The sequence below is a fragment of the Bradyrhizobium nitroreducens genome (assembly GCF_002776695.1).
Taxonomy (GTDB): Bacteria; Pseudomonadota; Alphaproteobacteria; order Rhizobiales; family Xanthobacteraceae; genus Bradyrhizobium; species Bradyrhizobium nitroreducens.
The window spans coordinates 4821839-4845846 of record NZ_LFJC01000003.1; the positions used below are offsets into that span (position 1 = coordinate 4821839).

Consider the following 24008-nt stretch of genomic DNA (forward strand, 5'->3'; position numbering starts at 1 on the left):
TGCGACGAAGCAATCCAGACTGCCTCTGAGGAAGCACTCTGGATTGCTTCGCTTCGCTCGCAATGACGGCGGTTGGAGCACCACTGCGCGTCAAACCCGCCCTTCGCCTCTGCGAAATCCGCATGGCTTTGCCGCGTTCCCGGCGCTAAAAGACGCCGGTCATACGGAGCAAGCCATGCAAGATCTCTGGCGCCTGTCGGCCGCCGACCTCGCCACCCTCGTCAAGTCCAGGAAGGTCTCCGCCAGGGAGGCCGCCACGGCCGGGCTCGCCCGGCTCGACGCCGTCAATCCCCAGCTCAATGCGGTGATCGACCACCGGCCGGACGACGTGCTCAAGCAGGCCGATGCCGTCGACGCCGCAATTGCCAGGGGCGATGACCCCGGCGTGCTCGCCGGCGTGCCCGTCACCATCAAGGCCAATGTCGACCAGGAAGGCTTTGCCACCACCAACGGCCTGAAGCTGCAGCGCGATTTGATCGCGCGCGAGGACAATCCGGTGGTCGCCAATTTCCGCAAAGCCGGCGCCGTCCTGCTCGGCCGCACCAATTGCCCCGCCTTCTCCTATCGCTGGTTCACCACCAACCTCGTCCATGGCGACACCAAGAACCCGCGTGATGCTTCGCTGACCCCGGGCGGCTCGTCCGGCGGCGCCGGGTCGGCGGTCGCGGCCGGCATCGGCCATATCGCCCATGGCACCGACATCGCCGGCTCGATCCGCTATCCCGCCTATGCCTGCGGCGTGCACGGCCTGCGCCCGACGCTCGGCCGTATCCCCGCCTTCAATCCGGCGCTGCCGGAGCGCCCGATCGGGCCGCAGATCATGGCGGTGTCGGGCCCGCTGGCGCGCACCGTCAACGACCTTCGCATCTCGCTCGCCGCGATGTCGGCCCGCGACATTCGCGATCCCTGGTTCGTGCCGGCGCCGCTGGAAGGTCCGGCGCGGGACAAGCGCGCCGCGCTCTGCCTCAATCCGGGCGGCCTCGCCACCACGCCGGAGGTGAAGGCGGCGGTGAGCGACGCCGGCAAGCGGCTGGAGCGGGCGGGGTGGACCGTCGACATCATCGAGGACACGCCGCCGATGCGCGAGGCGGTCGAGTGGCAGATCAAGCTCTGGCTCGGCGACGGCTATGAGGCGCAGCTCGAGATGGCCGAGCGCGAGGGCGATCCCGGCGCGCTGGCCTGCCTGCGCGGCAACCGCGGCAGGGTCACGCCGATGGACCAGGCGAACTACGCCAAGGCGCTGACCCGAAGAGCCACGCTGACGCGCGAGTGGATGCTGTTCTTCGAGACATATGCGGTGCTGCTGACCCCGGTCTCCGGCGAGCTGCCGTTCCCGGATCATCTCGACTGCAAGGACGAGGCCTCCTTCAAGCGGGTCTGGGAAGCGCAGCTGCCGCAGATCGCCATTCCCTTCATGGGATTGCCGGGCCTCGTGGTCTCCACCGGTCTCGTCGGCAAGGCGCCGGTCGGCGTGCACGTGGTCTCCGGCCGCTATCGCGAGGATCTGTGCCTGCTCGCAGGCGAGGCGATCGAGGCCGGCGGCGTGCCGCCGTCGCCGATCGATCCAGTGGGCTGACGATGACCGCCATCTACGACTTCAAGGCCAACTCGCTTGCCGGCGAGGAGGTCGTCCTGAAACGTTTCGAAGGGCAGGTGCTGCTGATCGTCAACACCGCGAGCAAATGCGGTTTCACGCCGCAATATCGCGGGCTGGAGGACCTGCATCGCGATCTCTCTCCGCGCGGCTTCTCCGTGCTCGGCTTTCCCTGCAACCAGTTCGGGGCGCAGGAGCCGGGGCAGGCGAGCGAGATCCAGGAATTCTGCTCGACCAATTACGACGTCACCTTCCCGCTGTTCGAGAAGATCGACGTCAACGGGCCGAAGGCGCACCCTCTGTATGAGTACCTGAAACGCCAGCAATCGGGCCTGCTGGGCGCCTCCATCAAATGGAATTTCACCAAATTCCTGGTGGACCGTGCCGGCAAGGTGGTCGCGCGCTACGCGCCGACGGCGCGGCCCGAAGGATTGCGCAATCAAATCGAAACACTGTTGTGAGCGAGACAATCATGAGCGACGAATTTCCCGACCGCCTGTCGGTCGATCCGAACAGCCCCTATTACAACGCGGACATCCTGTCGCGCGACGTCGGCATCCGCTTCAAGGGCATCGAGAAGACCAATGTCGAGGAGTACTGCATCAGCGAAGGCTGGGTCCGCGTCACCGCAGGCAACGCCAGGGATCGCCACGGCAATCCGCTGACCATCAAGGTGCACGGGCCGGTGGAGCCGTATTTCAGGGATAAGAAGTAACGGCGGAGCCGTCATCGCGGTACGATCGGAGGCGCAGCGCGTCCAAATAGATCCCCGTCACCCTGAGGTGCTCGCCTCTTCGGCGAGCCTCGAAGGGCGACGGCCCGGCTGCACCTCGGCCGTTCATCCTTCGAGGCTCTCGGCGCGATGCTTTGCATCGCGCCACTCGCACCTCAGGATGACGGAGAAACAGTCGCGAAATTTCTGATCACAGAGGCAAACCCCCATGTCCGTCCGCATCGTCGACGTCCGCGAAATTACAAAACCGATCTCGTCCCCGATCCGCAACGCCTATATCGACTTCACCAAAATGACGACCAGCCTCGTCGCCGTCGTCACCGACGTGGTACGCGACGGCAGGCGCGTCGTCGGCTATGGCTTCAATTCCAATGGCCGCTACGGGCAGGGCGGTCTGATCCGCGAGCGCTTTGCCCCGCGCATTCTGGAGGCCGATCCGAAGAAGCTTCTGAACGAGGCCGGCGACAATCTCGACCCCGACAAGGTCTGGGCCGCGATGATGACCAACGAAAAGCCGGGCGGCCATGGCGAGCGCTCGGTCGCGGTCGGTACCATCGACATGGCGGTGTGGGATGCGGTGGCGAAGATCGCGGGCAAGCCGCTGTTCCGCCTGCTCGCCGAACGCCATGGCGTCAACGCCAATCCGCGCGTCTTCGTCTACGCCGCCGGCGGCTATTACTATCCCGGCAAGGGCCTGTCGATGCTGCGCGGCGAGATGCGCGGCTATCTCGACCGCGGCTACAACGTCGTGAAGATGAAGATCGGCGGCGCCGATATCGGCGAGGACCGTAAGCGCATCGAGGCCGTGCTGGAAGAGATCGGCAAGGACGCGCAGCTCGCCGTCGACGCCAACGGCCGTTTCAATCTGGAGACCGGCATCGCCTACGCCAAGATGCTGCGGGACTATCCGCTGTTCTGGTACGAGGAGGTCGGCGATCCCCTCGATTACGCATTGCAGGCCGCGCTCGCCGAATTCTATCCGGGCCCGATGGCAACCGGTGAAAACCTGTTCAGCCATCAGGACGCCCGCAATCTCATTCGCTACGGCGGCATGCGCCCCGACCGCGACTGGCTGCAATTCGACTGCGCGCTGTCCTACGGCCTGTGCGAATACCAGCGCACGCTGGAGGTGCTGAAGACCCACGGCTGGTCTCCCAGCCGCTGCATCCCGCATGGCGGCCACCAGATGTCGCTCAACATCGCAGCGGGCCTCGGGCTCGGCGGCAACGAAAGCTATCCCGACCTGTTCCAGCCCTATGGCGGCTTCCCCGACGGCGTCCGCGTCGAGAGCGGCCACATCACCATGCCGGATCTCCCCGGCATCGGCTTCGAAGGCAAGTCGGATCTCTACAAGGAAATGAAGGCGCTGGCGGAGTAGGGTCGGGTGCGAAGGCCGCGCCTTAAGACCCGGTGTCGTCCCGGACAAGCGAAGCGCAGATCCGGGATCCATAACCCCAGGGAGAGGTTATGGAGCGAGCTGGTAACTCCGAGTCTTCGCCAGACTCGATCCTGTGTATGGATCCCGGATCAGCGCTCCGCTTCGCTGCGCTTGTCCGGGATGACGACTGAGTGTGCGTCTTACGACAACCGCATATCCAGCAGCCGCCGTCCTTCGCCCTTCAGCAGCTTCTTCACCGCGCTGGATGCCACGACCTCGCCGTCATTGGCATAGGCCTCGTGGTTCTTCTCGATGTCGTCGAGGCGGTAGAGGTAGTTGACCATCACGCCGGCGGATTCGCGCAATCCCTTCGGCGAGAGGTCGCCGAGCCAGTTGATGCGCTCGAGCCTTGCGCCGTTGCCGAGATGGAAGCGGGCGACGGAATCGATCAGCTTGCCCTTCGGCGTGCGCGCCTTGAGGAAATAGTGCGCCGCCAGCGGCTCGATCACGCCGCGAAGCAGGGCCGTCGTCTCGGGGCTCTCGAACCATTTGGGATCGTCGAGGCGCTTCAGCGTCTCGCGGTCCTCGTCCGACAGCGGCAGATCCTTGTCCTGCTTCACCCAGGCCATGAAGCCCGGCACCGGCGACAGGGTCACGAAAGTGTCGAGCTTCGGCAACTCGCGGCGCAGCTCTTCCACCACCTGCTTGATCAGGAAGCTGCCGAAGGAGATGCCGCCAAGGCCACGTTGTGTATTCGAGATCGAATAAAAAACGGCGGTGCGCGCGCGGTCGGTCGGCAGATGCTGGCGGTCGACCGCAAGCAGCGGCGCGATCGCGCCCGGGATCGTCTCGGTCAGCGCCACCTCGACGAAGATCAGGGGCTCGTCGACCATCGCGGGGTGGAAGAAGGCGTAGCAGCGGCGGTCGACCGGATCGATGCGGCGGCGCAGATCGTCCCAGTCGGAGATCTCGTGCACGGCCTCGTAACGGATGATCTTTTCGAGGATGTTGGCCGGCGTCGACCAGTCGATCCTGCGCAGCACGAGGAACCCCCTGTTGAACCACGAAGAAAGAAGATGCGAGATGTCGCGATCGAGCGCTGCGAGATCGGTGTGCCCGTTCATCATGCCGAGCAGATCGGCGCGCATGTTGACGAGCTCGCCGGTGCCGCCGGGCGCTCGGTTGAGCCGGCGGATCAGCTCCTGCCGGCGCGGCTCCGAGGCGAAATGCAAGGAGCTCGCGTCCTCGTCGCTGGGCGCCGCGCGCCATGTCTCGATGGCCTTGGACAGACGCTCCCGGTCCGGGCCGAAATCGCGTACCAATCCGTCGAAGAAGGCGCGGCGTCCTGCCGCATCCAGCTCCCGGTAGATGTCGAGCACCTCGCGCGCGATGGCGATGCCCGATGCTTCGCCCCGGCCCGACAGCAGCGCGTCGCAGAGCTCGATCAGCCCGTCGGCATCCGGTCTGGTGTCGGCGGAATCGCCGCGACGAAGCAGCGTGCGGCCGCGCTCGGAGATGGTGGCGAGCAGATCGGAGAAGAAGGCGTTGGCCATCGGGACTTTCGTGTCAGGTTTGTGCGTTGCGGAAGCTTACACGGAATTTGGACGGAGACCGATCACAATCAAGCGGAGGAATGCGGCAACTTTAGTCGGGCCGTGCGTTTGGAGAATGGCGGCATGCTGGGCGAAGCGGTGCGTTTGCATACGGGCACTCCAGTTTCCACAACGTCATGGCCGGGCCTGTCCCGGCCATCCACGCCTTGCCACGCGGCACGAAGAGCGTGGATGCCCGGGACAAGCCCGGGCATGACGACCTGCTGCGAATGGTGGCAGCCTATTTCCCCGCAAACTCCGTCGGCGTCCGTCCCGTCACCTGACGGAACGCGGCCGAGAAGGCGGGCACGCTGGCATAGCCGAGCTGGGTCGCGAGCTGTTTCACCGAGACATTCGCATCCGTCGACAGCCGCTGGATGGCAGCCGCAATCCTTGCGCGCTGGCACCAGCTCTTGAAGCTGAGCTGTGTTTCGCTCGAGAACAGCCGCGACAATGTCCGCGCCGACGTTCCGACCTCGCGCGCCAGCGTGTCGATGTCGTGCAAGCCGGTGGGATCGTCGAGCACGATCAGCGCGGCGCGGCGGCAGCGCGGCTCGTGCGGCAGGGGCACGAAGGTCGCGGAATCCTCGGCCTGGTGCAATTCCAGCATCACGAGGCGCACGAGCAGCTCGGTGCGCTCCTCGGTATTGCGCGAATCGAACAGTGCGAGGATCGCCTGGTTGAGCAACGGCGACACCCGCACCACGAACTCCCTGGTCAATCCCTCATAGCGCCGCTCGCGCTTCAGCCACGACAGGTCGAAATACAGCGTGCGCATCTCGATGTCGGCGAGCAGGTCGAGGGCGTGCTCGAGCCCGGCCGGTACCCAGACCGCCCGGTCCGGCGGCACCAGCCAGCGGCCCTCGGGCGTCGTCACCTGCATGGTGCCCTTCGCCGCATAGATCAGCTGCGCCTCGCGGTGCAGATGGGGCTCGATCCGCATTCCCTTGGGATAGTCGCGCGCGACCAGGTGCACGCCGGCGGGCGAGCGGTGGTTGCTCCGGACCTCCCGCAGGATTGGCGTTTCCAAGATTGGCGTTTCCAAGACAGTCATTGGCAGCATCCCGTCATGGGGAGGACATATAACTCATTTCGGAGCAGGAGAGGATTCGGGAAATGAACAGCCCAAGCCGGGTGATCAGTTTCGTCAACGCAGGCCATTTCATCGACCATTATTCGATGCTGATCTTCGCCGCCGCGGTGATCATCATGGGCCCGGCGCTCGGCATGGCCTATTCGGAGCTCTTGCCGTATGCGACGCCGGGCTTCGTCGCCTTCGGCGCTGGCTCGCTGCTCACCGGCTGGCTCGGCGACCGCTGGAGCCGCCGCCACATGATGCTGATCTTCTTCGTCGGCATCGGGGCATCCATGATCTCGGTCGGCCTGGTGCAGACCCCGGCGCAGCTCGGCGCCGCCCTGCTTGCGATCGGCATCTTCGCCTCGATCTACCATCCCGTCGGCACCGCGATGATCGTGTCCTATGCCGACCGGCTCGGCCGCGAGATGGGCATCAACGGCGTCTGGGGCAATCTCGGCGTGGCCTCCTCGGCGCTGGTCACCGGTGTGATCGGGCAATATCTCGGCTGGCGCTTTGCCTTCATCGTCCCCGGCGTGGTCACCATCCTGATCGGGATCGCCTTCGCGATGTTGGTCGTGCATGAGGACCGCAAGGGCGCCAAGCAGGCGGCGGCGCAAGCGCGGGTGGCAAAACAGGACATGTGGCGCGTGGTGCTGTCGCTGCTGATCGTGGTGATCGCGATCTCGACCACGTTCAACGCCGTCACAGTCGCGCTGCCAAAACTGTTTGCGGAGCGGCTCGCCGACCTGACCAGGAGCCCGGCGCTGCTCGGGGTCATCGCCGCCTGCGTCTACGTGTTCGGCGCGATGACGCAGTACACGATCGGTCGGCTGCTCGACCGCTACTCGCTGAAGACGGTGGCCCTGCCGCTGTCCTTCATGCTGGCGCCATTCCTGTATCTGGCCGCGAGCCTGAACAACCTGCCGCTGATTTTGGTGTCGATCGGCATCGTCATGGGCGCGTTCGGCCAGGTCACGGTGAACGACGCCATGGTCGGCAAGTACACCAGCGAGGAATGGCGCTCGCGCGCCTATGCGGTACGCTATTTCATCGGCTTCACCGCGGCCGGCGCCTCGGTCGGCCTCGTCGCCTGGCTCTACGAGCAGGGCGGCTTCGTGACGATGCTGCACGCCTTCGCCGGCCTCTGCCTGCTGGCCATCGCAGCCGCGATCATCCTGCCCCGCGAGATCCGGACGCCGCAGGCGGTGTGACGTCTCGTGTCCCGGACAAGCGCAGCGCAGAGCCGGGACCCAGAGCCGCGAGTCCCCGTGCCGCATGGGCCCCGGCTCTGCAGCGCACCGCACCGGACGATGCTTCGCATCGCCGGGGCGCTGCACTGCGTCCGGGGCACGAGCGGGGGGCGCCTCGCCGAACGTCCACCGATGATGCCATTATGCCCCTGTTTTGCCCGACGATGCAAATCGCTTCGGCAAGACCGAAATTTTCGTGAGACTTTTCAACCCCATCGCTACTGTGCATGGGGTTGTTTTCACACTTTTTGTTTGAACCGGCTGAGAACTAAGGCTTCACCTCCGCCACCGTCTCCGCCTTCGGCGCCTTCTTGCTCGCCCGCCAGTTCTCGAAGCGCTGCACCACCACGAAGAAGGCCGGCACGAACAGCACCGCGAGGCAGGTCGAGGCCAGCATGCCCGAGAACACCGTGATGCCGATCGATTTGCGCGCGCTGGCGCCGGCGCCGGTGGCGAGCACCAGCGGCACCACGCCGAGGATGAAGGCGAACGAGGTCATCAGGATCGGCCGGAAGCGGGCGCGTGCTGCCTCGATCGCCGACTCCAGCACCGGCTTGCCGTCGCGGCCGTGCAGCTCGAGCCCGACCTCGACGATCAGGATGGCGTTCTTGGCCGACAGCGCGATCAACAGGATCAAGCCGATCTGGCAATAGAGGTTGTTGTCGATCTTGAGCCCGGAGAGGATCAGCATCGGCCCGAGCAGCGACAGCGGCACGGCGAGGATCACCGAAATCGGCGCGTACCAGCTCTCGTACTGGCCGGCGAGCACCAGATAGACCAGCAGCATGGCGAGCCCGAACACCCAGTAGATCTGGTTCGAGACCGCCTTCTCCTGATACGACATCGCCGTCCATTCATAGCCGGTGCCGGGCGGCAGCGTCTTGTCGGCGATCTCCTCCATCAGCTTCAGCGACTGGCCGGAGGAGTAGCCCTGCGCCGGCAGGCCGATCACGGTCGAGGACGGATAGAGATTGTAAAGGCTGATCAGCGACGGGCCGGTCGCCGGCGTGATCGTAGCGACGGTCCCGATCGGGATCATGTCGCCGTTCGAATTGCGCACCTGCATGTTGGCGATGTCGCGCTCGGTGACGCGGAAGGCCGGATCGGCCTGGGTGTAGACCTGGAATACGCGGCCGAACTTGTTGAACTGGTTGACGAAGGACGAGCCCAGATAGGTCGACAACGCCGAGAACACCTGGTCGGTCGTGACGTGCAGCGTCTGGGTCTTGACGCGGTCGATCTCGACGTTGAATTGCGGCACGGAGGAGCGGAACGAGGACTGCACGCGCTGCAGTGCGCTCTGGCTCTGGCCGTTCGAGACCATCGCTCCGGTGATGGCCTGCAGCTTGGCGAAGTCGCTGTTGCCGTCGCGCAGCTCGACCTGCATCGAGAAGCCGGCGGCGTTGCCGATGCCCTGGATCGGCGGCGGTGGCAGCACCAGCGTGCGCGCCTCCATGATGGTCGCGAGCTTGTCGTTGAGGCCATAGACCAGCGAGCGCAGATCCTCGCCGGGGCCTTTGCGCGCGTCCCAGTCCTTCAGGATGATGTAGGCGACGCCGGCATTGGCAAGGCTGGCGCTGTTGTCGAGCGCGGAGATGCCGGCGATGGTGATGACCTGCGCCACGCCGGGCGTCTCCTTGATCAGCCCACTTGCTTTGTCGAGTACGGCTTGCGTCCGCTCCAGCGCGGCGCCGTCGGGCAACTGCACGGCGGCGATCAGGTAGCCCTGGTCCTCGATCGGCAGGAAGCCGGTCGGCACTCGCGACAGGCCGTAACCGCTGGCGCCGATGACCAATAGCGCGAATGCGACCGAGATGGTGGCATGCTTCACGAGGAACGTGATCAGCCTGGTGTAGCCGCGCTCGACGCGGTCATAGACGGCGTTGAAGCCGCGGTAGAAGAAGTTGCGCTGCTCCGGCGGCACCGCCGGCCGCAGCCAGAGCGCGCATTGGGTCGGCTTCAGCGTCGCCGCGTTGATGGCGGAGAGCAGCGCGGTCGCCGCGATCACCAGCGCGAATTGCGAGTAGATGCGCCCGGTGAGGCCGGCGAGGAACGAGGCTGGCAGGAACACCGAGATCAGCACCAGCGTGATGCCGACGATCGGGGCGAACAGCTGGTCCATCGCCTTGATCGCGGCGTCGTGGCCGTTCATGCCCCGCTCGATATTGTGGGCCGCGCCTTCCACCACGACGATGGCGTCGTCGACCACGATGCCGATTGCGAGCACGATCGCGAACAGCGTCGACATGTTGATGGTGAAGCCGAGCGCCGCCATCGCGGCGAAGGCGCCGATGATGGTGACGGGCACCGTCGTTGCCGGCACCAGCATCGCGCGCCAGTCCTGCAGGAAGACCAGGATCACGATCAGCACGAGGAGACCTGCCTCGATCAGCGTCATGTAGACCTCGTGCACCGAGGCCTCGACGAACTTGGTGGTGTCGAACGGCGTGTCGTATTTGATGCCTTCCGGGAAACGCTTGGCGAGGTCGGCCATCTTCTTCTCGACGGCCTGCTCGACCTGAAGCGCATTGGCGCCGGGCGACTGGAATACGCCGATGCCGACGGCCGGCTGCTTGTTGAGCGAGAAGATCTGGCTGTAAGTCTGCGCGCCGAGCTCGACCCAGCCGACGTCGCGCACGCGCGTGACGTCGCCGCTGGTGCCCGATTTGACGATGATGTTCTCGAACTGGCTGGTGTCGTCGAGCCGGCCGTTGACGTTGAGCGTGTACTGGAACGCCTGGCCCGGCGGCGTCGGCGGCGCGCCGACCTGGCCGGCGGAGACCTGCTGGCTCTGCTGCTGGATGGCGTTGATGACGTCCTGCGGCACCAGGCCGCGAACCTGCAGCTTGTTCGGATCGAGCCAGACCCGCATCGAATATTGGCCGGCGCCGAACACGGTGACGTTGCCGACGCCGGGCAGGCGCGAGAGCTCGTCGCGGATGTTGATGGTAGCGTAGTTGCTCAGATAAAGGCTGTCGTATCGCGCATCCGGCGAGGTCAGCGTCACGAACAGCAGGATCGAGGTCGACCGCTTCTGCACGGTGACGCCTTGGTTCTGCACGGCTTGCGGCAATTGCGACAGCGCGCTGGAGACGCGGTTCTGCACCAGCACCTGCGCGAAGTTGAGGTCGGTGCCGATCTTGAAGGTCACGGTCAGCGTATAGGTGCCGTCGGAGCCGCTGTAGGACTGCATGTAGAGCATGTCCTCGACGCCGTTGACCTGCTGTTCGATCGGCAAGGCAACCGTGTCGATCACGGTCTTGGCGCTGGCGCCGGGATAGCGCGTGGTGACCTGCACGGTCGGCGGCACCACATCCGGGTATTGCGCGACGGCGAGGTTGAACAGGGCGACGCCGCCGATCAGGATCATCAGGAGCGCAATGACGTTCGAGAGGACCGGCCGCTCGATGAAGAACTTTGAGATCATGGCTGCGGCCCCTTACTTGCTCGAGGCTTGCGGCTGGTCGATCTTGGTCACCTGCGGATCGATCTTTTGGCCCGGGATCACCCGCAGAAGTCCCGCGATGACGACGCGGTCCTCCGGCTTCAGGCCGCCCTCGATGACGCGCAGCCCGTTGTCGACCGGGCCGATCTGCACCTTGCGCTGCTCCACGACGTTGTCGGCGTTGACCACCAGCAGATAGCGGCCGCCCTGGTCGCTGCCGAGCGCCGTATCGGGGACGAGCAGGGCGCTCTTCTCCTGATCGAACGGCACGCGGACCCGGACGAAGTATCCGGGCAGCAGCACCCGCTTGTCGTTCGGGATGAGGCCGCGAACCGCCAGCGTGCCCGTCGACTGGTTGAGGGTCGGCGCGACGTAGTCGAGATGGCCTTCGTGCGGATAGCCGGTTTCGGTCTGAAGGCCGATCTGGATCGGAAACTGCTTGAGGTTGGCTGGCGTCAATCCCCGGCGCGTCGCCTCGGCGCGGATGCGCAGCACGTCCTGCTCGTTGACGGTGAAGTTCACATAGATCGGGTCCATCGCGACGATGGTCGCGAGCTGGGTCGGGGAGGAGACGCCGACGAGCTCGCCGACCGAGACCATGTGGGCGCTGACGATGCCGTCGAACGGCGCCGTCACCCTGGTGTAGCCGTAGTTGACCTGGGCGAGCCTGGTATTGGCCTGCGCTTGCTGCAGATTGGCCTGGGCGTTGTCGCGCGTCGAGGTGGAATTGTCGAGCGTGGCTTGCGAGACCGCCTGGCGCTGCACCAGCTCGGCCTGCCGCTTGTAATCGGCTTCCGCCTGCCGCAGCGAGGCCTGCGCGCCGGCCTCGGCCGCCTGGGCCTGTTCAAGCTTGAGCTTGTAGGTCTCCGGCTCGATCGTGAACAGCTGGGTGCCCTGCTTGACGAAGCTGCCGTCCTGATAGTCGATCGATTGCAGAAAGCCCTGCACGCGCGCCACGAGATCGACGCTCTTGATCGGCGCGGTGTTGCCGGTGGCCTCGATATAGCGCGTCACGGCGCGCTGCACCGGCGTTGCCACGTCCACCTTGGGCGGCGGCGGTGCCACGAACGTGTTCTTGTCCTCGCAACCCGTCAGCGCGACCAGGGCCACCGCGGCGGCCAGCGTCCGCCCGGCCTGCCTCCACGCTTCATTGCGCCGTGCGGGAGATGCGGGATTCCATGCGGTCATTCGGTAGCCCCCGAGTATCGTCTGTCGGTGCGGCAGGCTACCAACAAATGTCCGGCCGTGGAACACCATAGCCATGGCAGTCGCCGGCCTTGCGCTGCACAGGGCGGTGTGGCCTTTGACGGATTTGTCGTGACAAACTGCTTTTCACCGGGCGCACGATCGACCAGAATTGTGTCAAAGGCCGCGTGAGCCGGATAGAGCGGCCGGAAGCAGAACCGGAAAGAAGAAAAGGTGAGGAGACCATGACATGCCAACGCCATTCCGGTCGGCCCTCACCGGCCTCGCTCTCGCGGCGATGGTTGCGATGCCCGCGCTAGCCAACGGCTTGAAGGACGAGATCGCGCCGACCGGCAAGCTGCGGGTCGCGATCGCCATCAGCCCCGCAGGCGGGGCGTTCTGGTCGACCAAGACCGAAGCCGGCTATGCCGGCGTTCCCGTCGATCTCGGCAAGGCGATGGCTGCACAGCTCGGGGTCCCCGTCGAATATGTCGCGCACCAGAATTCCGGGCAGATCACCGACGCCGCGTCAAGGGGCACCTGGGACGTCACCTGGCTCCCCAAAGATCCCGAGCGCGAGACCAGGATGCTGTTCGGCCCGATCTACGAGGTCGCGGACGCCACCTATATCGTCAAGCCCGGCTCCGCCGTCACCAATTTTGCGACGCTGGACCAGCCCGGAATCAAGGTCGCCGCCGTCAAGGCCACGACGACCATGCGCGGCGCGATCGCGCATCTGAAGCACGCGAAGGTCACGGGCTATCAGACCTATGACGAGATCTTCGGCCTGCTGAGGAGCGGCGAGATCGACGCCTTCGCGCTGTCGCGCGATCAGCTCAACAAGATGGCGCAAAAAATCCCGGGCACGAAGGTGCTGGACGAGACGTTCAAGAAGACGGTGACCGCCGTCGCCGTGCCGCTCGGTCACCAGCAGGCGCTGGCCTTCGTCACCAAATTCATGACGGACGCGACGACCAACGGCACGCTGCGCAAGGCCTATGACAATAGCGGCCTGAAGGATTCGCCGATCCGGACGGAGTAGTGGCAGCGCCTCAATGACGGACGAGATTCAGATTCGCACTTTCACGCCGTCCGATGCGGCGCCTGTGCGCGAGCTGTTCATCCGGGTCAATCGCCTGCTGGCGCCGGCGCATCTGGCGGAGGCGTTTGAAAACTACATCGCTCGTTCGTTGATCGAGGAGATTGACCGGCTCGCCGATTACTATGCAAGCCGGGATGGCGGTTTCTGGGTCGCTGTCGCCACCGACAGGATTGTTGGCATGTTTGGGTTGGAGGCCGTTGGCGCGGACGCTATGGAGTTGCGGCGCATGTACGTCGCTCCCGACGCGCGACGCCGCGGAATCGCGCGGAAGATGTTGGCGTTCGCCGAGCAGGAGTGCCGCTGTCGCAATCGGCGGCAATTGCAGCTGAGTACGTCCGAGCTTCAGGAGGACGCGCTGGCGCTGTATCGTAACGCCGGATACGAGCCAGTGCGCGAGGAGATCGCCGATGCCCCCACCAACAAGACGCTAGGCGGTGGCATTCGCCGCTACCATTTCATCAAGCGGCTTTGAGTTGGGAGCGGCTGTCGCCGAGGATGAGAATGCGATTGTCTCTTCCATCGACACAGTCGTGATGGTCTACCGCCCCTTGATCTCCGCGTATTTCACCATCGCCTTCTCGAATTTCCGGTTGAACAGCCACATCGCCGCGAGAATCTCGCGGAAGCTGGCTGACGTGCGCGCGCGGTCGGCCCGTCCGAAGGCGAAGATGCTGTTGTTGCGCAGGTGCTTCATGATCGTGGGGCTGGAGACCCGGTAATTCAGGAGATCGCCGGATTTGAGCGCGGCGCGCGTCGGTGTGGGCACGATCTGGATCAGCTCGAACAGCTTCATCTGGTCGATCGGGTCGGGCAGCGTCTTCACGATGGCGGGGATCTCGCGGAAGACCTCCGCGTGTGCGTTCATCAGGCCGTCGCGCACGTTGGTCCAGTGGTTGAAGCGGCGATCGATGCTGCGGGCCCGCGCCTCTTCCTTGTCGTCGCGCGCGCTCAGTTGCGGATCGATCGCGGCGATCTCGCCCTTGATGGCCTGCCATTTCCGGTGGCCGTTGCGGTCTTCGGAGGGGCCGGTCTGGAAGCTGCCCATATAGGTGTTGGAGCGCCCGTTGCGGACGTTCTGCTTGCCGTTGGTCTCGGCAAAGAACAGCCCGAGGCTGATGCGCCCCGCCGCAGCGGCGTGGTCGGGAGGAAGTCCCTTGGCGCGCGCGATCACTGTCGCGAGATCGACGACGTCCTTGAACGGTGTCGCCGAGTTCTGCGCATTCGCCGGCGGCGCCTCCATGACGTCGAAGAGTTCAGAATATTCGTCGATCAGCGGTTCGATCTCGGCGTCGAAATAGGCCGGCGGGATCTCGAACTTGTTGGGCCGGCCGATCCGCGACGGCATGGCGTCGGTGAGATCCTTGTAGGTGCTGATGACGGCGACGCGCGCCAGATACAACGCCTGTCCCGGCAGGTTCGGCAGCGGCTCTTTCGCGTCGATCTGGCGGCGCCGCTCGGCGAGGATCGATTTGAAGTCGACGAGCGCGCGCTCGTAAGCCGCGATCGCCTCCGATTGACTCGTCGTCAGCGCGCCCTTCTGTCCGACGGCGGGCGCCGTCATGAGCACGGCAAGAGCCGTCAAGGTTGCGGCAACAAGAGATCTCGGTCCCATGGCGGTTCCCCGGCGCGAATCGCACTCAGGGATCGTAAGCGTCGGATGCGAAAGCTGGCGAGATGTATTTCTTTCCCCAGCCTCCGGCGGCCGTTCTCTGCCTACAGCGCGCGTTTCGCGTTTTCCGGGGCGAACAGGATTCCAGCCAAGGCGCAGGCGGCGATCACCTCGAAATACAGGATCACGGGGGTGAAGCTGCCGCTCGATCCCATCAGGGCGGTGCCGACCAGAGGCGCGATGCCGCCGCCTAGGATGATGCCGAGCTGCTTGCCCAGGGAGGAGCCGCTGACGCGGACCTCGGTCGGAAACAGTTCGGCAGTGAAAGCCGCCTCCGGCGCGAACATCAGCGCATGAATGATTCCGATCGAGACCAGGAGGCCCATGATGAGCAGCGTCGGATCCTTGGTCGCGACGAGCTGGAAGTAGATTGGGTACCAGGCCGCCGCCAGCAGGATGCCGAGTGCGATGAACGGGCGGCGGCCGAAGCGGTCCGAGTAGCTCGCGACCAGCGGCACCATGCACATCTCCAGCAAATTGGCGACCATGGTGCCGAAGGTGACGTTGGACTGCGCCATGCCCAGTGTCTTGACGGCATAGCCGAGCACGAAGACCGTGCTCATGTACTGGAACGTGCTGTGGGCCATGTTCGCGAGGCAGCCGAACAGCACCGATTTCTTCCACGACCGCACCACTGCCAGCAGCGGCGCCTTCGGCCGCGCGGCCGAGGCTTGTGCCGCCTTGAACAAGGTCGACTCATCGACCTGGAGGCGGATGTAGGTGCCGAGCACCACCAGCACGAGGCTGAGCACGAAGGGCACGCGCCAGACCCATTGCGCAAAATCCTGCGGGGTAGAAACGAAACCGAGCAGCGCGATGAACCCGGATGCCAGGATCACGCCGATCGGACCCGAGGCGTTGACGAAGGAGGCGAAGAAGCCGCGCCTTGCCGAGGGGGCATTCTCCAGCGTCAGCGACACGGCGTTCATGTATTCGCCGCCGAAGGCAAAGCCCTGCACGAATCGCAAGGTGACCAGCGCGACCGGTGCCAGCAGCCCGATCGAATCATAGCTCGGCAGGCAGCCGATCAGGAAGCTCGCGATCCCCATCAGCACGAACGTGATGGTCAGCATCGCCTTGCGGCCGAGCAGGTCGCCGTAATGGCCGAACACCATGCCGCCGAGCGGCCTGGCGACGAAGCCGACCGCAAACGTCGCGTAGACCGCCAGCATGCTCGCTGTCGAATCCATTCTGGGGAAGAAGAAGCGGTCGAACACGATCGGCGCGGTGAACGCGTAGATAAAGAAATCATAGTGTTCGATCACCGATCCGAGCGAGGACGCGACCACGAGCTTGCGGAACGCGGGGGAGATCGGCGCCGATCTGGCGCGGTCCGTCGTTCCGGTGATGACCTCTGCGGTGTTGCTCATGCGTTTCCCCTCTTTGGTTTTTGCTCGTGTCGTCTCAATTCAGGCGCGTCGGCACGGCGGAGGCGCGAGGCAAGTCCCGCCGCCGCCGGGTCGTAAGGATCCGTCGAGCGGATCGCTCACGTCGCCTCGTCGGCGACCGGATTGCGCAGGATGGCGAGTTTCTCGACCTCGACCTCGACGATGTCGCCGGGCTTCATCCAGAGCGGTGGCGTACGCTTGGCACCGACACCGCCGGGCGTGCCGCTGACGATGACGTCACCGGGTTCGAGCCGGGTGAACGTCGAGCAATATTCGATCTGCCGCGGGATATCGAAGATCATGTGCTTGATCCGCGCTTCCTGCACGACCTGCCCGTTGAGGCGGGTGGTGAGCTTCAGCTCGGCGAGCTCGCCGAGCTCGTCCGTGGTCATCATCCACGGACCGAATGCGCCGGTATCAGGAAAATTCTTGCCTGGCGTGAACTGGTGGGTGTGGCGTTGGAAGTCGCGGATGCTGCCGTCGTTGTAGCAGGAATAGCCTGCGACGTGGCCCATCGCCTCGTTGCGCGAGATGTAGCGGCCTCCCTTGCCGATGATCACCGCAAGCTCGCCCTCGAAGTCGAGATCGGTCGAGACGCGCGGACGGATGATGGGCCTGAGGTGTCCGGTCTGGCTGTTGGAATAGCGCGAGAAGATGGTGGGATGCTCGACCTCGGCGCGGCCGGTCTCCTTCCGGTGCGTCTCGTAGTTCAGGCCGACGCACAGGATCTTGTCGGGGTTCGGAATAACAGGCAGCCAGCTGAGCCCGGCAAGCGGCGTGGCGGCCGCCACGGACTTCGCATCGGCGACGCCCGCGAGGGTACCTGCGATGGCGGCCCTGAGATCGGCGTAGCGGGTGGCGAGCACGGCGCCGACATCGAGAAAATTGTCGCCCTCGACGAGGCCCCAGGTGGTCCGTCCGTCGATTGCAACGGTCGCGAGCTTCATGCTGTCTTCTCCATTTTCAAATCCGGATCGTGATATGGCCGTGCAAGCGCGAGCTGACCTCGCGCAAGAGTCTGTCGAGCTCGTCCGCGTTGCGCGCCGTTCCAAACACGTAGTGATCGGGCCGGACGATCGCGGCGACGACGCCGTGCCGGTCGAACCAGCCGGCAAGCACGCCGTCGGCTTCCTTCAGCGTGCCGGGTTGGCCGCTGTCCGCCGGAGCAATGGTCGCTGCGGGGAGGTCCGGATACGCCGCACTGAGCGCGGCGAGTGCGGACGTGTCGCCGCGGCCGTCGATGAAGATGCGCAGGCCCAGTCCGGTCACTTGGTCGAGCGGGCGCGCTTCGCGCCCATTCATGATCCGTGGCTGCGGAAACAGCGTGCCCCGCGCCGCGCCGTCCCGCTCCGACAAGAAACCTGCGCGTAGCGGCGGGATGATCTCCTGCCGCGTCAGTGTCAGCGGTTTGCCGCCGCCTTCCGCCAGGATCCGTGCGTCGCGTTGCCGCGCTGCCGCCGGATCACGCTCGCAGATCGACTGACCGATTGCCTTGATCTTGCCGGTCAGCTCGATCACGTGCTGCTTGCGCTCCGCCGTGTAGCTGTCGAGCAGCGAGTCCGGCGAGGCGCCCTTGAGCACGCGATCGAGCTTCCAGGCCAGGTTCGTCGCATCGCGCAGGCCCTGGCACATACCCTGGCCGATGAAGGGCGGCTGCTGATGTGCTGCATCGCCGGCGATGATGATGCGGCCGTTGCGCCATTCGGAAGCCACCAGGGCGTGGAAGCGATAGGACGCCGCGCGCCATAGCTCGCCGTCCTCCGGCGCGAGCCACGGCCCCAGCAGCTTCCACACGTTCTCCGGCCGCTCCACCTGCCTGGGGTCCTCGCCCGGCAGCAGCATGATCTCCCAGCGGCGATGGTTCTTCGGGCCGATCAGGAAGCTGACGGGCCGCGCCGGATTGCAGAACTGCGCGGAGTTCTGCGGCAGCTTTGCCAGCGCGGCCTGATTGACCCGCACGTCGACCACGAGCCAGGGCTCGTCGAAGATCAGGTCTTCGAGCGCGATCCCGGCAATCTGGCGAACCATGCTCGAGGCGCCGTCGCAGCCGAGAACATAGCGCGCTGTCACCCTCCGTAATTGTCCGCCTGCGTCCTTCAGCGTCGCCTCGACGCGGTCGGAGCGCTGCACGAGACCGGTCAGCTCGACGCCGAGCTCGGCCTGCACGCTAGCAAATCCCGTGGCGTGGCGGCGCAGTTCCGCCTCGACCGGTGGCTGGCTGAACACCATGCTCGGCGTGTAGCCGAGCGGGTAGGGCTTTGCGATCATGTCGATGCGACGGATCAGTTGGCCGTCGGCGCCAAAATGCTCGGAGGCGGTGAACGGTTCGACATAGGCCGCGATCGCCTCCGCAACCCCCATATTGTCGAAGTGACGGAATATCTCGTGATCGAGCGCGATCGCGCGTGGCTTGTCGTAGATGTCGGTGAGGCGATCGATGACGAGCGTGCGATGCCCGTTACGGCCGAGCAGCCCGGTCGCGACGGCACCGGTCGGTCCGAAGCCGACGACGAGGACGTCGTAATCCGTGGTGGCCGGGGACATCGTCATGCGCGGCGACCCGCGTCGAACAGCACGGCGAGCTGCGCGGTCTTGCAGGCATCGCTCTTCGGGGGTGCGATGCCCCATTGGTCGGTGCGCCCCGGCGGCCAGACCCATTCGGCGGGTCCCTTTGCCCGATAGCTGTCGTCGACCTGGAGGACTTCGGCGGTGTATTCGATTACGACCCCCGTCGGATCGACGAAATACGCGAACACATTGTCGCCGGGCCCGTGCCGGCCGACGCCCCAGCCGATCGGAAAGCCGTGATCGACCATGCGGCCGGAGCCGCGCATCACCGATTCCAGGTCCGGCATCAGGAAGGCAATGTGATTGAGTCCGTTGACCGGCGCCTCCGCGAGCACGATGGCGTGGTGATCGCTGTTGCAGCGCAGGAATGCCATCAGCTTCGAGCGGTCGGTCAGGCGGAAGCCGAGTACCTGCTGGTAGAAGGTTGAGAGCTTCTCGATGTCGGCGCTGTTGATGTTGACGTGGGCGAGCCGCTCGGGACGATCAGCCAGGATGCGCGCGGTCTTGGTGTGGTCGCCGTGGACGAACTCGATGCAGCAGCCCTGCGGCTCGCAGATCACGAAGTGCTCGCCGCCGGCGGGCGCATGCGACGGGCCGGGCGGGACGATGATCTCGCAGGCAGCTTTGCGGGCGCGGTCGAACAGGCGATCGAGGTCTTCGCGCGAACGCACGCGAAAACAGATCTTGCGTAGCGCGGCGCGGTCGCCTTGCGTCAATTCCAGGACGTGGAAGTCCGCTCCGGTTGCCGCCAGATAGATCGTGCCGTCGGCTTCCGCGGCAAAATCGAGCCCCCAGACTTTCCGATAGAAATCTGCCGAGGCGCCGAGATGCGGTGTCGCGATCTCGACGCTGCGTAACGCGATCACCGGAAAATCGTACATCGGTTTCCTCGTGAAAAGCCCAGAGACGCGCGCCGAAGCAGCCGCTCATCGCTCTCGAGCCGGTTGTTGTTGGCCGAGAAATAATATATACAAACTTGCCAGTAAAGCAGAAATTTATAAATTATGGCTTTGGTCAGGGCGATGTACAAAAAGCGCAGATGAATCAACGGCACGCTATGAGTTCTCACCTGTCCAGCCTGAAGACCGACACGCCGGCGACGCTGGCGACGAGCATCTACGCCCGCCTCAAGGCCGACATTCTGACCACGCGGCTCGCGCCCGGGCGCAAGCTCCAGTCGCGGTTTTTGATGGAGCACTACAATGTCGGCCAGACCCCGCTACGGGAGGCGCTCAACCGCCTCACCACGGAGGAGTTCGTGGTTGGCATGGAGCAGCGCGGCTTCTACGTGAAGCCGGTCAGCAAGGACGAGCTTCGGGAGCTGACGAAGACACGCTGTTGGGTCGAGGGGCTGGCGTTGCGGGAGTCCATGCAGAATGCGACTCAAGGCTGGGAGGAAGCCCTGCTCGTCACGCATCATCGGCTCGACCGCACGCCGCGCTCGCTCGACCCGGCGAAGTTCGAGGACAATCCGGATTGGGAGAAGGCGCATCGCGCCTTCCACGCCACGCTGATCGGGCTATGCGGCTCACGCCCGCTGCTCGCTTTCTGCGAGCAGCTCGCTGATCGGCTCTACCGCTATCGCATGATGTCGATCGCGAAGGCCTATCCGATCCGCAAGGTCGGAAGCGAGCATGCGCAGATCCTGAAAGCCGTGCTCGACCGGAAGACGGATGAAGCCGTCGCACTGCTCCAGCAGCATTATCAGCGCACGGCCGACGTGATCGATTCCGATCTCGAGTCGGTGCTGCCGAAGTCCGACAGTTCTCACGCCGCCCGATAGTCCGGCGCCGTCGCCAGGAATTTCGCATAGGCATCCGCATCCGGCGGCTGGAAGTGTCCGGCAAGGCCGCCGCGCTTCTGCTGCTTCGCGCCGATGTCGGCCATCAGCTCGTCGAAATGACGGTAGTGGTAGGGCGCGACGCAGAGGCCGCCATAGACGCCCGCGGCCGGCCGCTCGACGCGCTTGAAGTGCAGCATCATCTCGATGTTGTTGTGCATCGCCTTCGCCGTCGGCTGGTTGGCGAGCTGGCCGTCGGCGTAGCGCACCAGCCAGTTGGCGGCGAGATCGGCGCAGAGCACGGTGCAGAACGACGAGTTGAAGCCGACGAAGCCGAGCTCGGGCAGATCGGGGTTGGCGATCAGGCGGTAGAGCCGGTACTGCCCGTCGGCATCGACCAACTTCTGCCTGTAGGCCTCCGGCAGGAACGGCACGCCGAGCTTGTAGCCGATCGCAAGCACCGCGACGTCGGCGCCGACGCGCTCGCCGCCGCTCATCACGATGCTGTCGCCGTCATAATGATCAAAGGTTCCGAACACCGCCTTGATGCGGCCGTCGGCGACCATGGGATAGAAGCCCGGCGTTGCGATCGGCACCGAGCAGTTGACGCCGTCCTCGATCCGCTCCTTCGGCACCATGTTGCAACGGCCGAGCTTGAGCTGCGCCTTCAGCAGGCTCTCCAGCCCGCGCCAGTTCGCCCACACCAGCGGCGCGGCGATGCGGTGCGCGAGCCGTCCCATTGAACTGACGCCCCAGCCCGGAAACATCTCCTCCTGCGCGCGGATATAGAGAATGCGCTTGAAGTTCACGAGCCCGCCGATGAAATAAGGGATGCGCCAGACCGGCTCGCGCATCACGATGGTGACCTCGCGCGCGCCCGATTTCACCGCGTTGACGGCGATGTCGGTCGCCGATTTCGAGCCGCCGAGCACGACTACGCGGCGCCCCTTTGCCAGCGCCGGGTCGCCGTATTTCGACGAATGCAGGATCTGGCCGCCTTGCGCGAGGAAGCCGTCCTCGCCCGGGCAATGCAGCTCGCGCGGCTCGTTGAACTGCCCGGTGCAGACCGCGACGAAATCGAAATCCTCGTTCGTCGCGGCGTTCTTGCTCTTCAGCGCGAGCGTCCACCCCGGCTTGCCGTCGGCGCGCCGCGCCATGCCGGCGACTTCGGTGTCGAGGCGCAGCATGCGGTCGAGTCCGAAGTTCCTGGCGTAGTCGGAAAGATAGGCGTGGACCTGCGGCCCGGTCGGCCATTCCGGATAGGCGTCCGGCATGGCGCGGTCGGTGTAGCGGTAGAGCTCCTTCGGGCTCTGCGTCTGCACGTCAGGATAGGAGCGTGCCGGCTCCCAGACGCCGCCGAGATCCGAGCTGCGCTCGACGATGGTGACGCGGTGGCCGCGGGCAGAGAACGCCTTGGCGGCGGCAAGGCCGGAGACGCCGGCGCCGATCACGCAGACATGCTTGGGGCTGACCATGAGTTTGCTCGCAATCGATGTGTTTTCGCGCGCAAGCGGCCACATTCGGCCGCAAGGCGCGGCCGGTAGGGCCTGCAAGCAGATGAAAGTGGACGGAGAGCTCTCGCCTAGTCGTTGGCTTCGGGCGGCAGGAAGTCGACCTCGTGCAGCGCCGAGATGCGCACGACCTCGGCAGGGTCGGTCAGATTGTGCAGCTGATTGAACAGCGCCTCCAGCTTCTGCATCGGCGAGACCCAGAATAGCGCGCGGCACGGCTTGTCGGACTTGTTGAAATAGCCGTGCGGGATGCCGCGCGGCATGCGGACGAGATCGCCGGCGTGAGCCTTGACCCAGACGCCGTCGAGCTTGAGGTCGAGCGTGCCCTCCTGCACCAGGATGAACTCGTCCTGGGTCGGATGGATGTGCACCGGCACGAACTGGCCGGGATCGCTGTTGGTCTCGAACGCGAAGGTGGAATCGGTGACGGCCTTGGGGAAATAGACCTGGCCCAGGATGTTCCAGCTCTTGCCGCCGTAGCCTGTGCCGTTAGCGGTAATGCCTTTTTCGAGTGCAGTCATGGCGCGCTCCCATTGGATTCCGGCGGGGATGGAGCTTCAGCCAGCAACGGGCGCCTGTCTATCCGCTAAACGAATCCGCTCCTCGCTGTTGCCCTGCAGCATGACGATTTCGCCGCCGTCGCCCTTTTCGCGTCCGGGGAACTATTATAGGCTTAAAACAATTCCGTGACGCGAAGCGTGGTCGACGATGTCCGCAGCCGTGCTGGAAATGACCGCAAGGGCGTCCGCAGCCGAACGGCTCGCGGATTTCGCCCGCGTCACCACTGACGATGTCGACGAAGCGGCCGAAGAGATCGGGCGCATCTTCTGCCCGCATGACCTCAAGCCGGCAACAGCGCGGGCCGCCGGCTTCTCTGCCCGGCACAATTGCGCGGCCTTTGACGGCTTTTCCATCAACTACGTCGCCTATGGCGGAGCGGTTGGCATCGACCCCGGCTGCCTCGAGCGCTTCTTCCTGGTGCAGATCCCGCTCGCGGGCACGGCCCATATCCGCGCCGGCGTCACCGAGCTCGAGGCCGCGCCGGAGCGGACGGCGTCGCTGCTGTCGCCGACGATCCCGACGCGGATGATGTGGCGCGACTGCGCGCAGGCGATCCTGCTGCTCGACCGCCGCATGGTCGAGCAGCGCGCCGCGGCGCTGTCGGGCAGGGTGGCAGGCACGATCGAGTTCGATCCCGTCATCGATTTGGACGCACCGTCCGGTCAGGTTTTGCGGCGCAGTCTCGCCGAGCTGATGAATCTCGCCGAGCGTCTCGGTCCTTCGGGTCGGCTTTCAGCGGTCGCGATGGCCGACTGGCGAGAGCTTCTGCTCGATCATCTGCTCAATGGCCAGCGCCACGGCCTGTCGGATGCTATTCACACCTTCTCGGGACGGGCCGAGCGGCTGCCGCGCGCGCTTCGCACGGCGCGCGATCATCTGGCGGACAACGCCGGCGAGCCGCTCGATCTGGCGCAGCTCGCCTGCGCTTCCGGCATCGGCATCCGCGCGCTGCAGCTCGGCTTCCGCCGTCACTTCGGCCTGTCGATCTCGCAGATGCTGCTCGACATGCGCCTCGCCGGACTGCACGCCCGCCTTGCGCAAGCATCGCCCGATGCTTCCATCACCGACATCGCCTTCGATCTCGGCTTCACCCATCTCGGCCGCATGGCCGGCGCCTACCGCGAAAAATTCGGCGAGACGCCGTCGGCGACGCTGCGGCGAAGGATGAGCTGAA

At 65.2% G+C, this 24008-nt stretch carries 20 protein-coding genes; 9 read left to right on the plus strand and 11 right to left on the minus strand.

Annotation, left to right across the window (positions count from 1 at the left end; all coding sequences use genetic code 11):
* The first annotated feature begins 175 nt into the window (after positions 1-175).
* The 4 genes from TSA1_RS23255 to tarD all read left to right on the plus strand — a co-directional run bounded on the left by TSA1_RS23255 (position 176) and on the right by tarD (position 3705).
* Positions 176-1576: an amidase family protein gene (locus tag TSA1_RS23255; protein WP_100178366.1), complete on the plus strand. Its 1401-nt coding sequence runs from the start codon at positions 176-178 to the stop codon at positions 1574-1576.
* Between the two features lie 2 nt (positions 1577-1578).
* Positions 1579-2055 carry a glutathione peroxidase gene (locus TSA1_RS23260; protein WP_100178367.1) on the plus strand — a complete coding sequence of 159 codons (477 nt, stop codon included), beginning with the start codon at positions 1579-1581 and terminating at the stop codon, positions 2053-2055.
* Between the two features lie 11 nt (positions 2056-2066).
* Positions 2067-2309 (plus strand): DUF3297 family protein, encoded by a 243-nt coding sequence (locus TSA1_RS23265; protein ID WP_174719038.1) that lies wholly within the window; start codon positions 2067-2069, stop codon positions 2307-2309.
* Between the two features lie 226 nt (positions 2310-2535).
* Positions 2536-3705, plus strand: coding sequence for a D(-)-tartrate dehydratase (tarD, locus tag TSA1_RS23270; protein ID WP_100178369.1), 1170 nt, complete (start codon positions 2536-2538; stop codon positions 3703-3705).
* A 200-nt stretch (positions 3706-3905) separates the two neighbouring features.
* On the opposite strand, the gene TSA1_RS23275 is transcribed toward tarD, so the two are convergent.
* Entirely contained in the window at positions 3906-5258 is a 1353-nt protein-coding gene (locus tag TSA1_RS23275) for a malonyl-CoA decarboxylase (RefSeq protein WP_100178370.1), read from the minus strand.
* Between the two features lie 280 nt (positions 5259-5538).
* A complete protein-coding gene (locus TSA1_RS23280; protein WP_100178371.1) occupies positions 5539-6360 on the minus strand; it encodes an AraC family transcriptional regulator in 822 nt (273 codons plus the stop codon).
* Between the two features lie 53 nt (positions 6361-6413).
* Here TSA1_RS23280 and TSA1_RS23285 point away from each other — a divergent pair, with 53 nt between their 5' ends.
* A complete protein-coding gene (locus TSA1_RS23285; RefSeq protein ID WP_100178372.1) occupies positions 6414-7586 on the plus strand; it encodes an MFS transporter in 1173 nt (390 codons plus the stop codon).
* Between the two features lie 307 nt (positions 7587-7893).
* On the opposite strand, the gene TSA1_RS23290 is transcribed toward TSA1_RS23285, so the two are convergent.
* Positions 7894-11052: an efflux RND transporter permease subunit gene (locus TSA1_RS23290; RefSeq protein ID WP_100178373.1), complete on the minus strand. Its 3159-nt coding sequence runs from the start codon at positions 11050-11052 to the stop codon at positions 7894-7896.
* A gap of 12 nt (positions 11053-11064) precedes the next feature.
* Entirely contained in the window at positions 11065-12258 is a 1194-nt protein-coding gene (locus TSA1_RS23295) for an efflux RND transporter periplasmic adaptor subunit (protein ID WP_174719039.1), read from the minus strand.
* 247 nt (positions 12259-12505) lie between these two features.
* Between TSA1_RS23295 and TSA1_RS23300 the strand changes: the two genes are divergently transcribed.
* Positions 12506-13297: a transporter substrate-binding domain-containing protein gene (locus TSA1_RS23300; RefSeq protein ID WP_100178374.1), complete on the plus strand. Its 792-nt coding sequence runs from the start codon at positions 12506-12508 to the stop codon at positions 13295-13297.
* Positions 13298-13310: 13 nt separating this feature from the next.
* Complete coding sequence (locus TSA1_RS23305) at positions 13311-13829, plus strand: GNAT family N-acetyltransferase (protein ID WP_100178375.1); 519 nt, start codon at positions 13311-13313, stop codon at positions 13827-13829.
* A gap of 66 nt (positions 13830-13895) precedes the next feature.
* Here TSA1_RS23305 and TSA1_RS23310 read toward each other — a convergent pair whose 3' ends face one another.
* The 5 genes from TSA1_RS23310 to TSA1_RS23330 form a co-directional block, all read right to left on the minus strand.
* Positions 13896-14969 carry a hypothetical protein gene (locus tag TSA1_RS23310; RefSeq protein WP_100178376.1) on the minus strand — a complete coding sequence of 358 codons (1074 nt, stop codon included), beginning with the start codon at positions 14967-14969 and terminating at the stop codon, positions 13896-13898.
* A 101-nt stretch (positions 14970-15070) separates the two neighbouring features.
* Positions 15071-16396, minus strand: a complete 1326-nt coding sequence (locus TSA1_RS23315) for an MFS transporter (protein ID WP_100178377.1) — start codon at positions 16394-16396, stop codon at positions 15071-15073.
* A gap of 116 nt (positions 16397-16512) precedes the next feature.
* On the minus strand, positions 16513-17361 hold the full coding sequence (locus TSA1_RS23320; protein WP_100178378.1) for a fumarylacetoacetate hydrolase family protein: 849 nt from the start codon (positions 17359-17361) through the stop codon (positions 16513-16515).
* A gap of 16 nt (positions 17362-17377) precedes the next feature.
* A complete protein-coding gene (locus TSA1_RS23325) occupies positions 17378-18964 on the minus strand; it encodes a bifunctional 3-(3-hydroxy-phenyl)propionate/3-hydroxycinnamic acid hydroxylase (protein ID WP_245448397.1) in 1587 nt (528 codons plus the stop codon).
* The gene (locus tag TSA1_RS23330) at positions 18961-19863 is read right to left on the minus strand and encodes a VOC family protein (protein WP_100178379.1); all 903 of its coding nucleotides are present in this window, start codon (positions 19861-19863) and stop codon (positions 18961-18963) included. The genes TSA1_RS23325 and TSA1_RS23330 overlap by 4 nt, the downstream gene beginning before the upstream one ends.
* Before the next feature lie 176 nt (positions 19864-20039).
* On the opposite strand from TSA1_RS23330, the gene TSA1_RS23335 reads away from it, so the two are divergent.
* Positions 20040-20765 carry a GntR family transcriptional regulator gene (locus TSA1_RS23335; RefSeq protein ID WP_100178380.1) on the plus strand — a complete coding sequence of 242 codons (726 nt, stop codon included), beginning with the start codon at positions 20040-20042 and terminating at the stop codon, positions 20763-20765.
* On the opposite strand, the gene TSA1_RS23340 is transcribed toward TSA1_RS23335, so the two are convergent.
* Positions 20750-22237, minus strand: coding sequence for a flavin-containing monooxygenase (locus TSA1_RS23340; RefSeq protein ID WP_100181299.1), 1488 nt, complete (start codon positions 22235-22237; stop codon positions 20750-20752). The two genes, TSA1_RS23335 and TSA1_RS23340, sit on opposite strands and share 16 nt — an antisense overlap.
* Before the next feature lie 107 nt (positions 22238-22344).
* Entirely contained in the window at positions 22345-22794 is a 450-nt protein-coding gene (locus TSA1_RS23345; RefSeq protein WP_057743125.1) for a cupin domain-containing protein, read from the minus strand.
* Positions 22795-22981: 187 nt separating this feature from the next.
* Between TSA1_RS23345 and TSA1_RS23350 the strand changes: the two genes are divergently transcribed.
* Entirely contained in the window at positions 22982-24007 is a 1026-nt protein-coding gene (locus tag TSA1_RS23350) for an AraC family transcriptional regulator (RefSeq protein WP_100178381.1), read from the plus strand.
* Position 24008: the final 1 nt, after the last annotated feature.

What these genes read in the sequence shown, in the direction of transcription:
- TSA1_RS23255 (WP_100178366.1), top strand. Translation starts at nt 176, where the DNA reads ATGCAAGATCTCTGGCGCCTGTCGGCCGCCGACCTCGCCACCCTCGTC.
- TSA1_RS23260 (WP_100178367.1), top strand. Translation starts at nt 1,579, where the DNA reads ATGACCGCCATCTACGACTTCAAGGCCAACTCGCTTGCCGGCGAGGAG.
- TSA1_RS23265 (WP_174719038.1), top strand. Translation starts at nt 2,067, where the DNA reads ATGAGCGACGAATTTCCCGACCGCCTGTCGGTCGATCCGAACAGCCCC.
- tarD (WP_100178369.1), top strand. Translation starts at nt 2,536, where the DNA reads ATGTCCGTCCGCATCGTCGACGTCCGCGAAATTACAAAACCGATCTCG.
- TSA1_RS23275 (WP_100178370.1), bottom strand. Translation starts at nt 5,258, where the DNA reads ATGGCCAACGCCTTCTTCTCCGATCTGCTCGCCACCATCTCCGAGCGC.
- TSA1_RS23280 (WP_100178371.1), bottom strand. Translation starts at nt 6,360, where the DNA reads ATGCTGCCAATGACTGTCTTGGAAACGCCAATCTTGGAAACGCCAATC.
- TSA1_RS23285 (WP_100178372.1), top strand. Translation starts at nt 6,414, where the DNA reads ATGAACAGCCCAAGCCGGGTGATCAGTTTCGTCAACGCAGGCCATTTC.
- TSA1_RS23290 (WP_100178373.1), bottom strand. Translation starts at nt 11,052, where the DNA reads ATGATCTCAAAGTTCTTCATCGAGCGGCCGGTCCTCTCGAACGTCATT.
- TSA1_RS23295 (WP_174719039.1), bottom strand. Translation starts at nt 12,258, where the DNA reads ATGACCGCATGGAATCCCGCATCTCCCGCACGGCGCAATGAAGCGTGG.
- TSA1_RS23300 (WP_100178374.1), top strand. Translation starts at nt 12,506, where the DNA reads ATGCCAACGCCATTCCGGTCGGCCCTCACCGGCCTCGCTCTCGCGGCG.
- TSA1_RS23305 (WP_100178375.1), top strand. Translation starts at nt 13,311, where the DNA reads ATGACGGACGAGATTCAGATTCGCACTTTCACGCCGTCCGATGCGGCG.
- TSA1_RS23310 (WP_100178376.1), bottom strand. Translation starts at nt 14,969, where the DNA reads ATGGGACCGAGATCTCTTGTTGCCGCAACCTTGACGGCTCTTGCCGTG.
- TSA1_RS23315 (WP_100178377.1), bottom strand. Translation starts at nt 16,396, where the DNA reads ATGAGCAACACCGCAGAGGTCATCACCGGAACGACGGACCGCGCCAGA.
- TSA1_RS23320 (WP_100178378.1), bottom strand. Translation starts at nt 17,361, where the DNA reads ATGAAGCTCGCGACCGTTGCAATCGACGGACGGACCACCTGGGGCCTC.
- TSA1_RS23325 (WP_245448397.1), bottom strand. Translation starts at nt 18,964, where the DNA reads ATGACGATGTCCCCGGCCACCACGGATTACGACGTCCTCGTCGTCGGC.
- TSA1_RS23330 (WP_100178379.1), bottom strand. Translation starts at nt 19,863, where the DNA reads ATGTACGATTTTCCGGTGATCGCGTTACGCAGCGTCGAGATCGCGACA.
- TSA1_RS23335 (WP_100178380.1), top strand. Translation starts at nt 20,040, where the DNA reads ATGAGTTCTCACCTGTCCAGCCTGAAGACCGACACGCCGGCGACGCTG.
- TSA1_RS23340 (WP_100181299.1), bottom strand. Translation starts at nt 22,237, where the DNA reads ATGGTCAGCCCCAAGCATGTCTGCGTGATCGGCGCCGGCGTCTCCGGC.
- TSA1_RS23345 (WP_057743125.1), bottom strand. Translation starts at nt 22,794, where the DNA reads ATGACTGCACTCGAAAAAGGCATTACCGCTAACGGCACAGGCTACGGC.
- TSA1_RS23350 (WP_100178381.1), top strand. Translation starts at nt 22,982, where the DNA reads ATGTCCGCAGCCGTGCTGGAAATGACCGCAAGGGCGTCCGCAGCCGAA.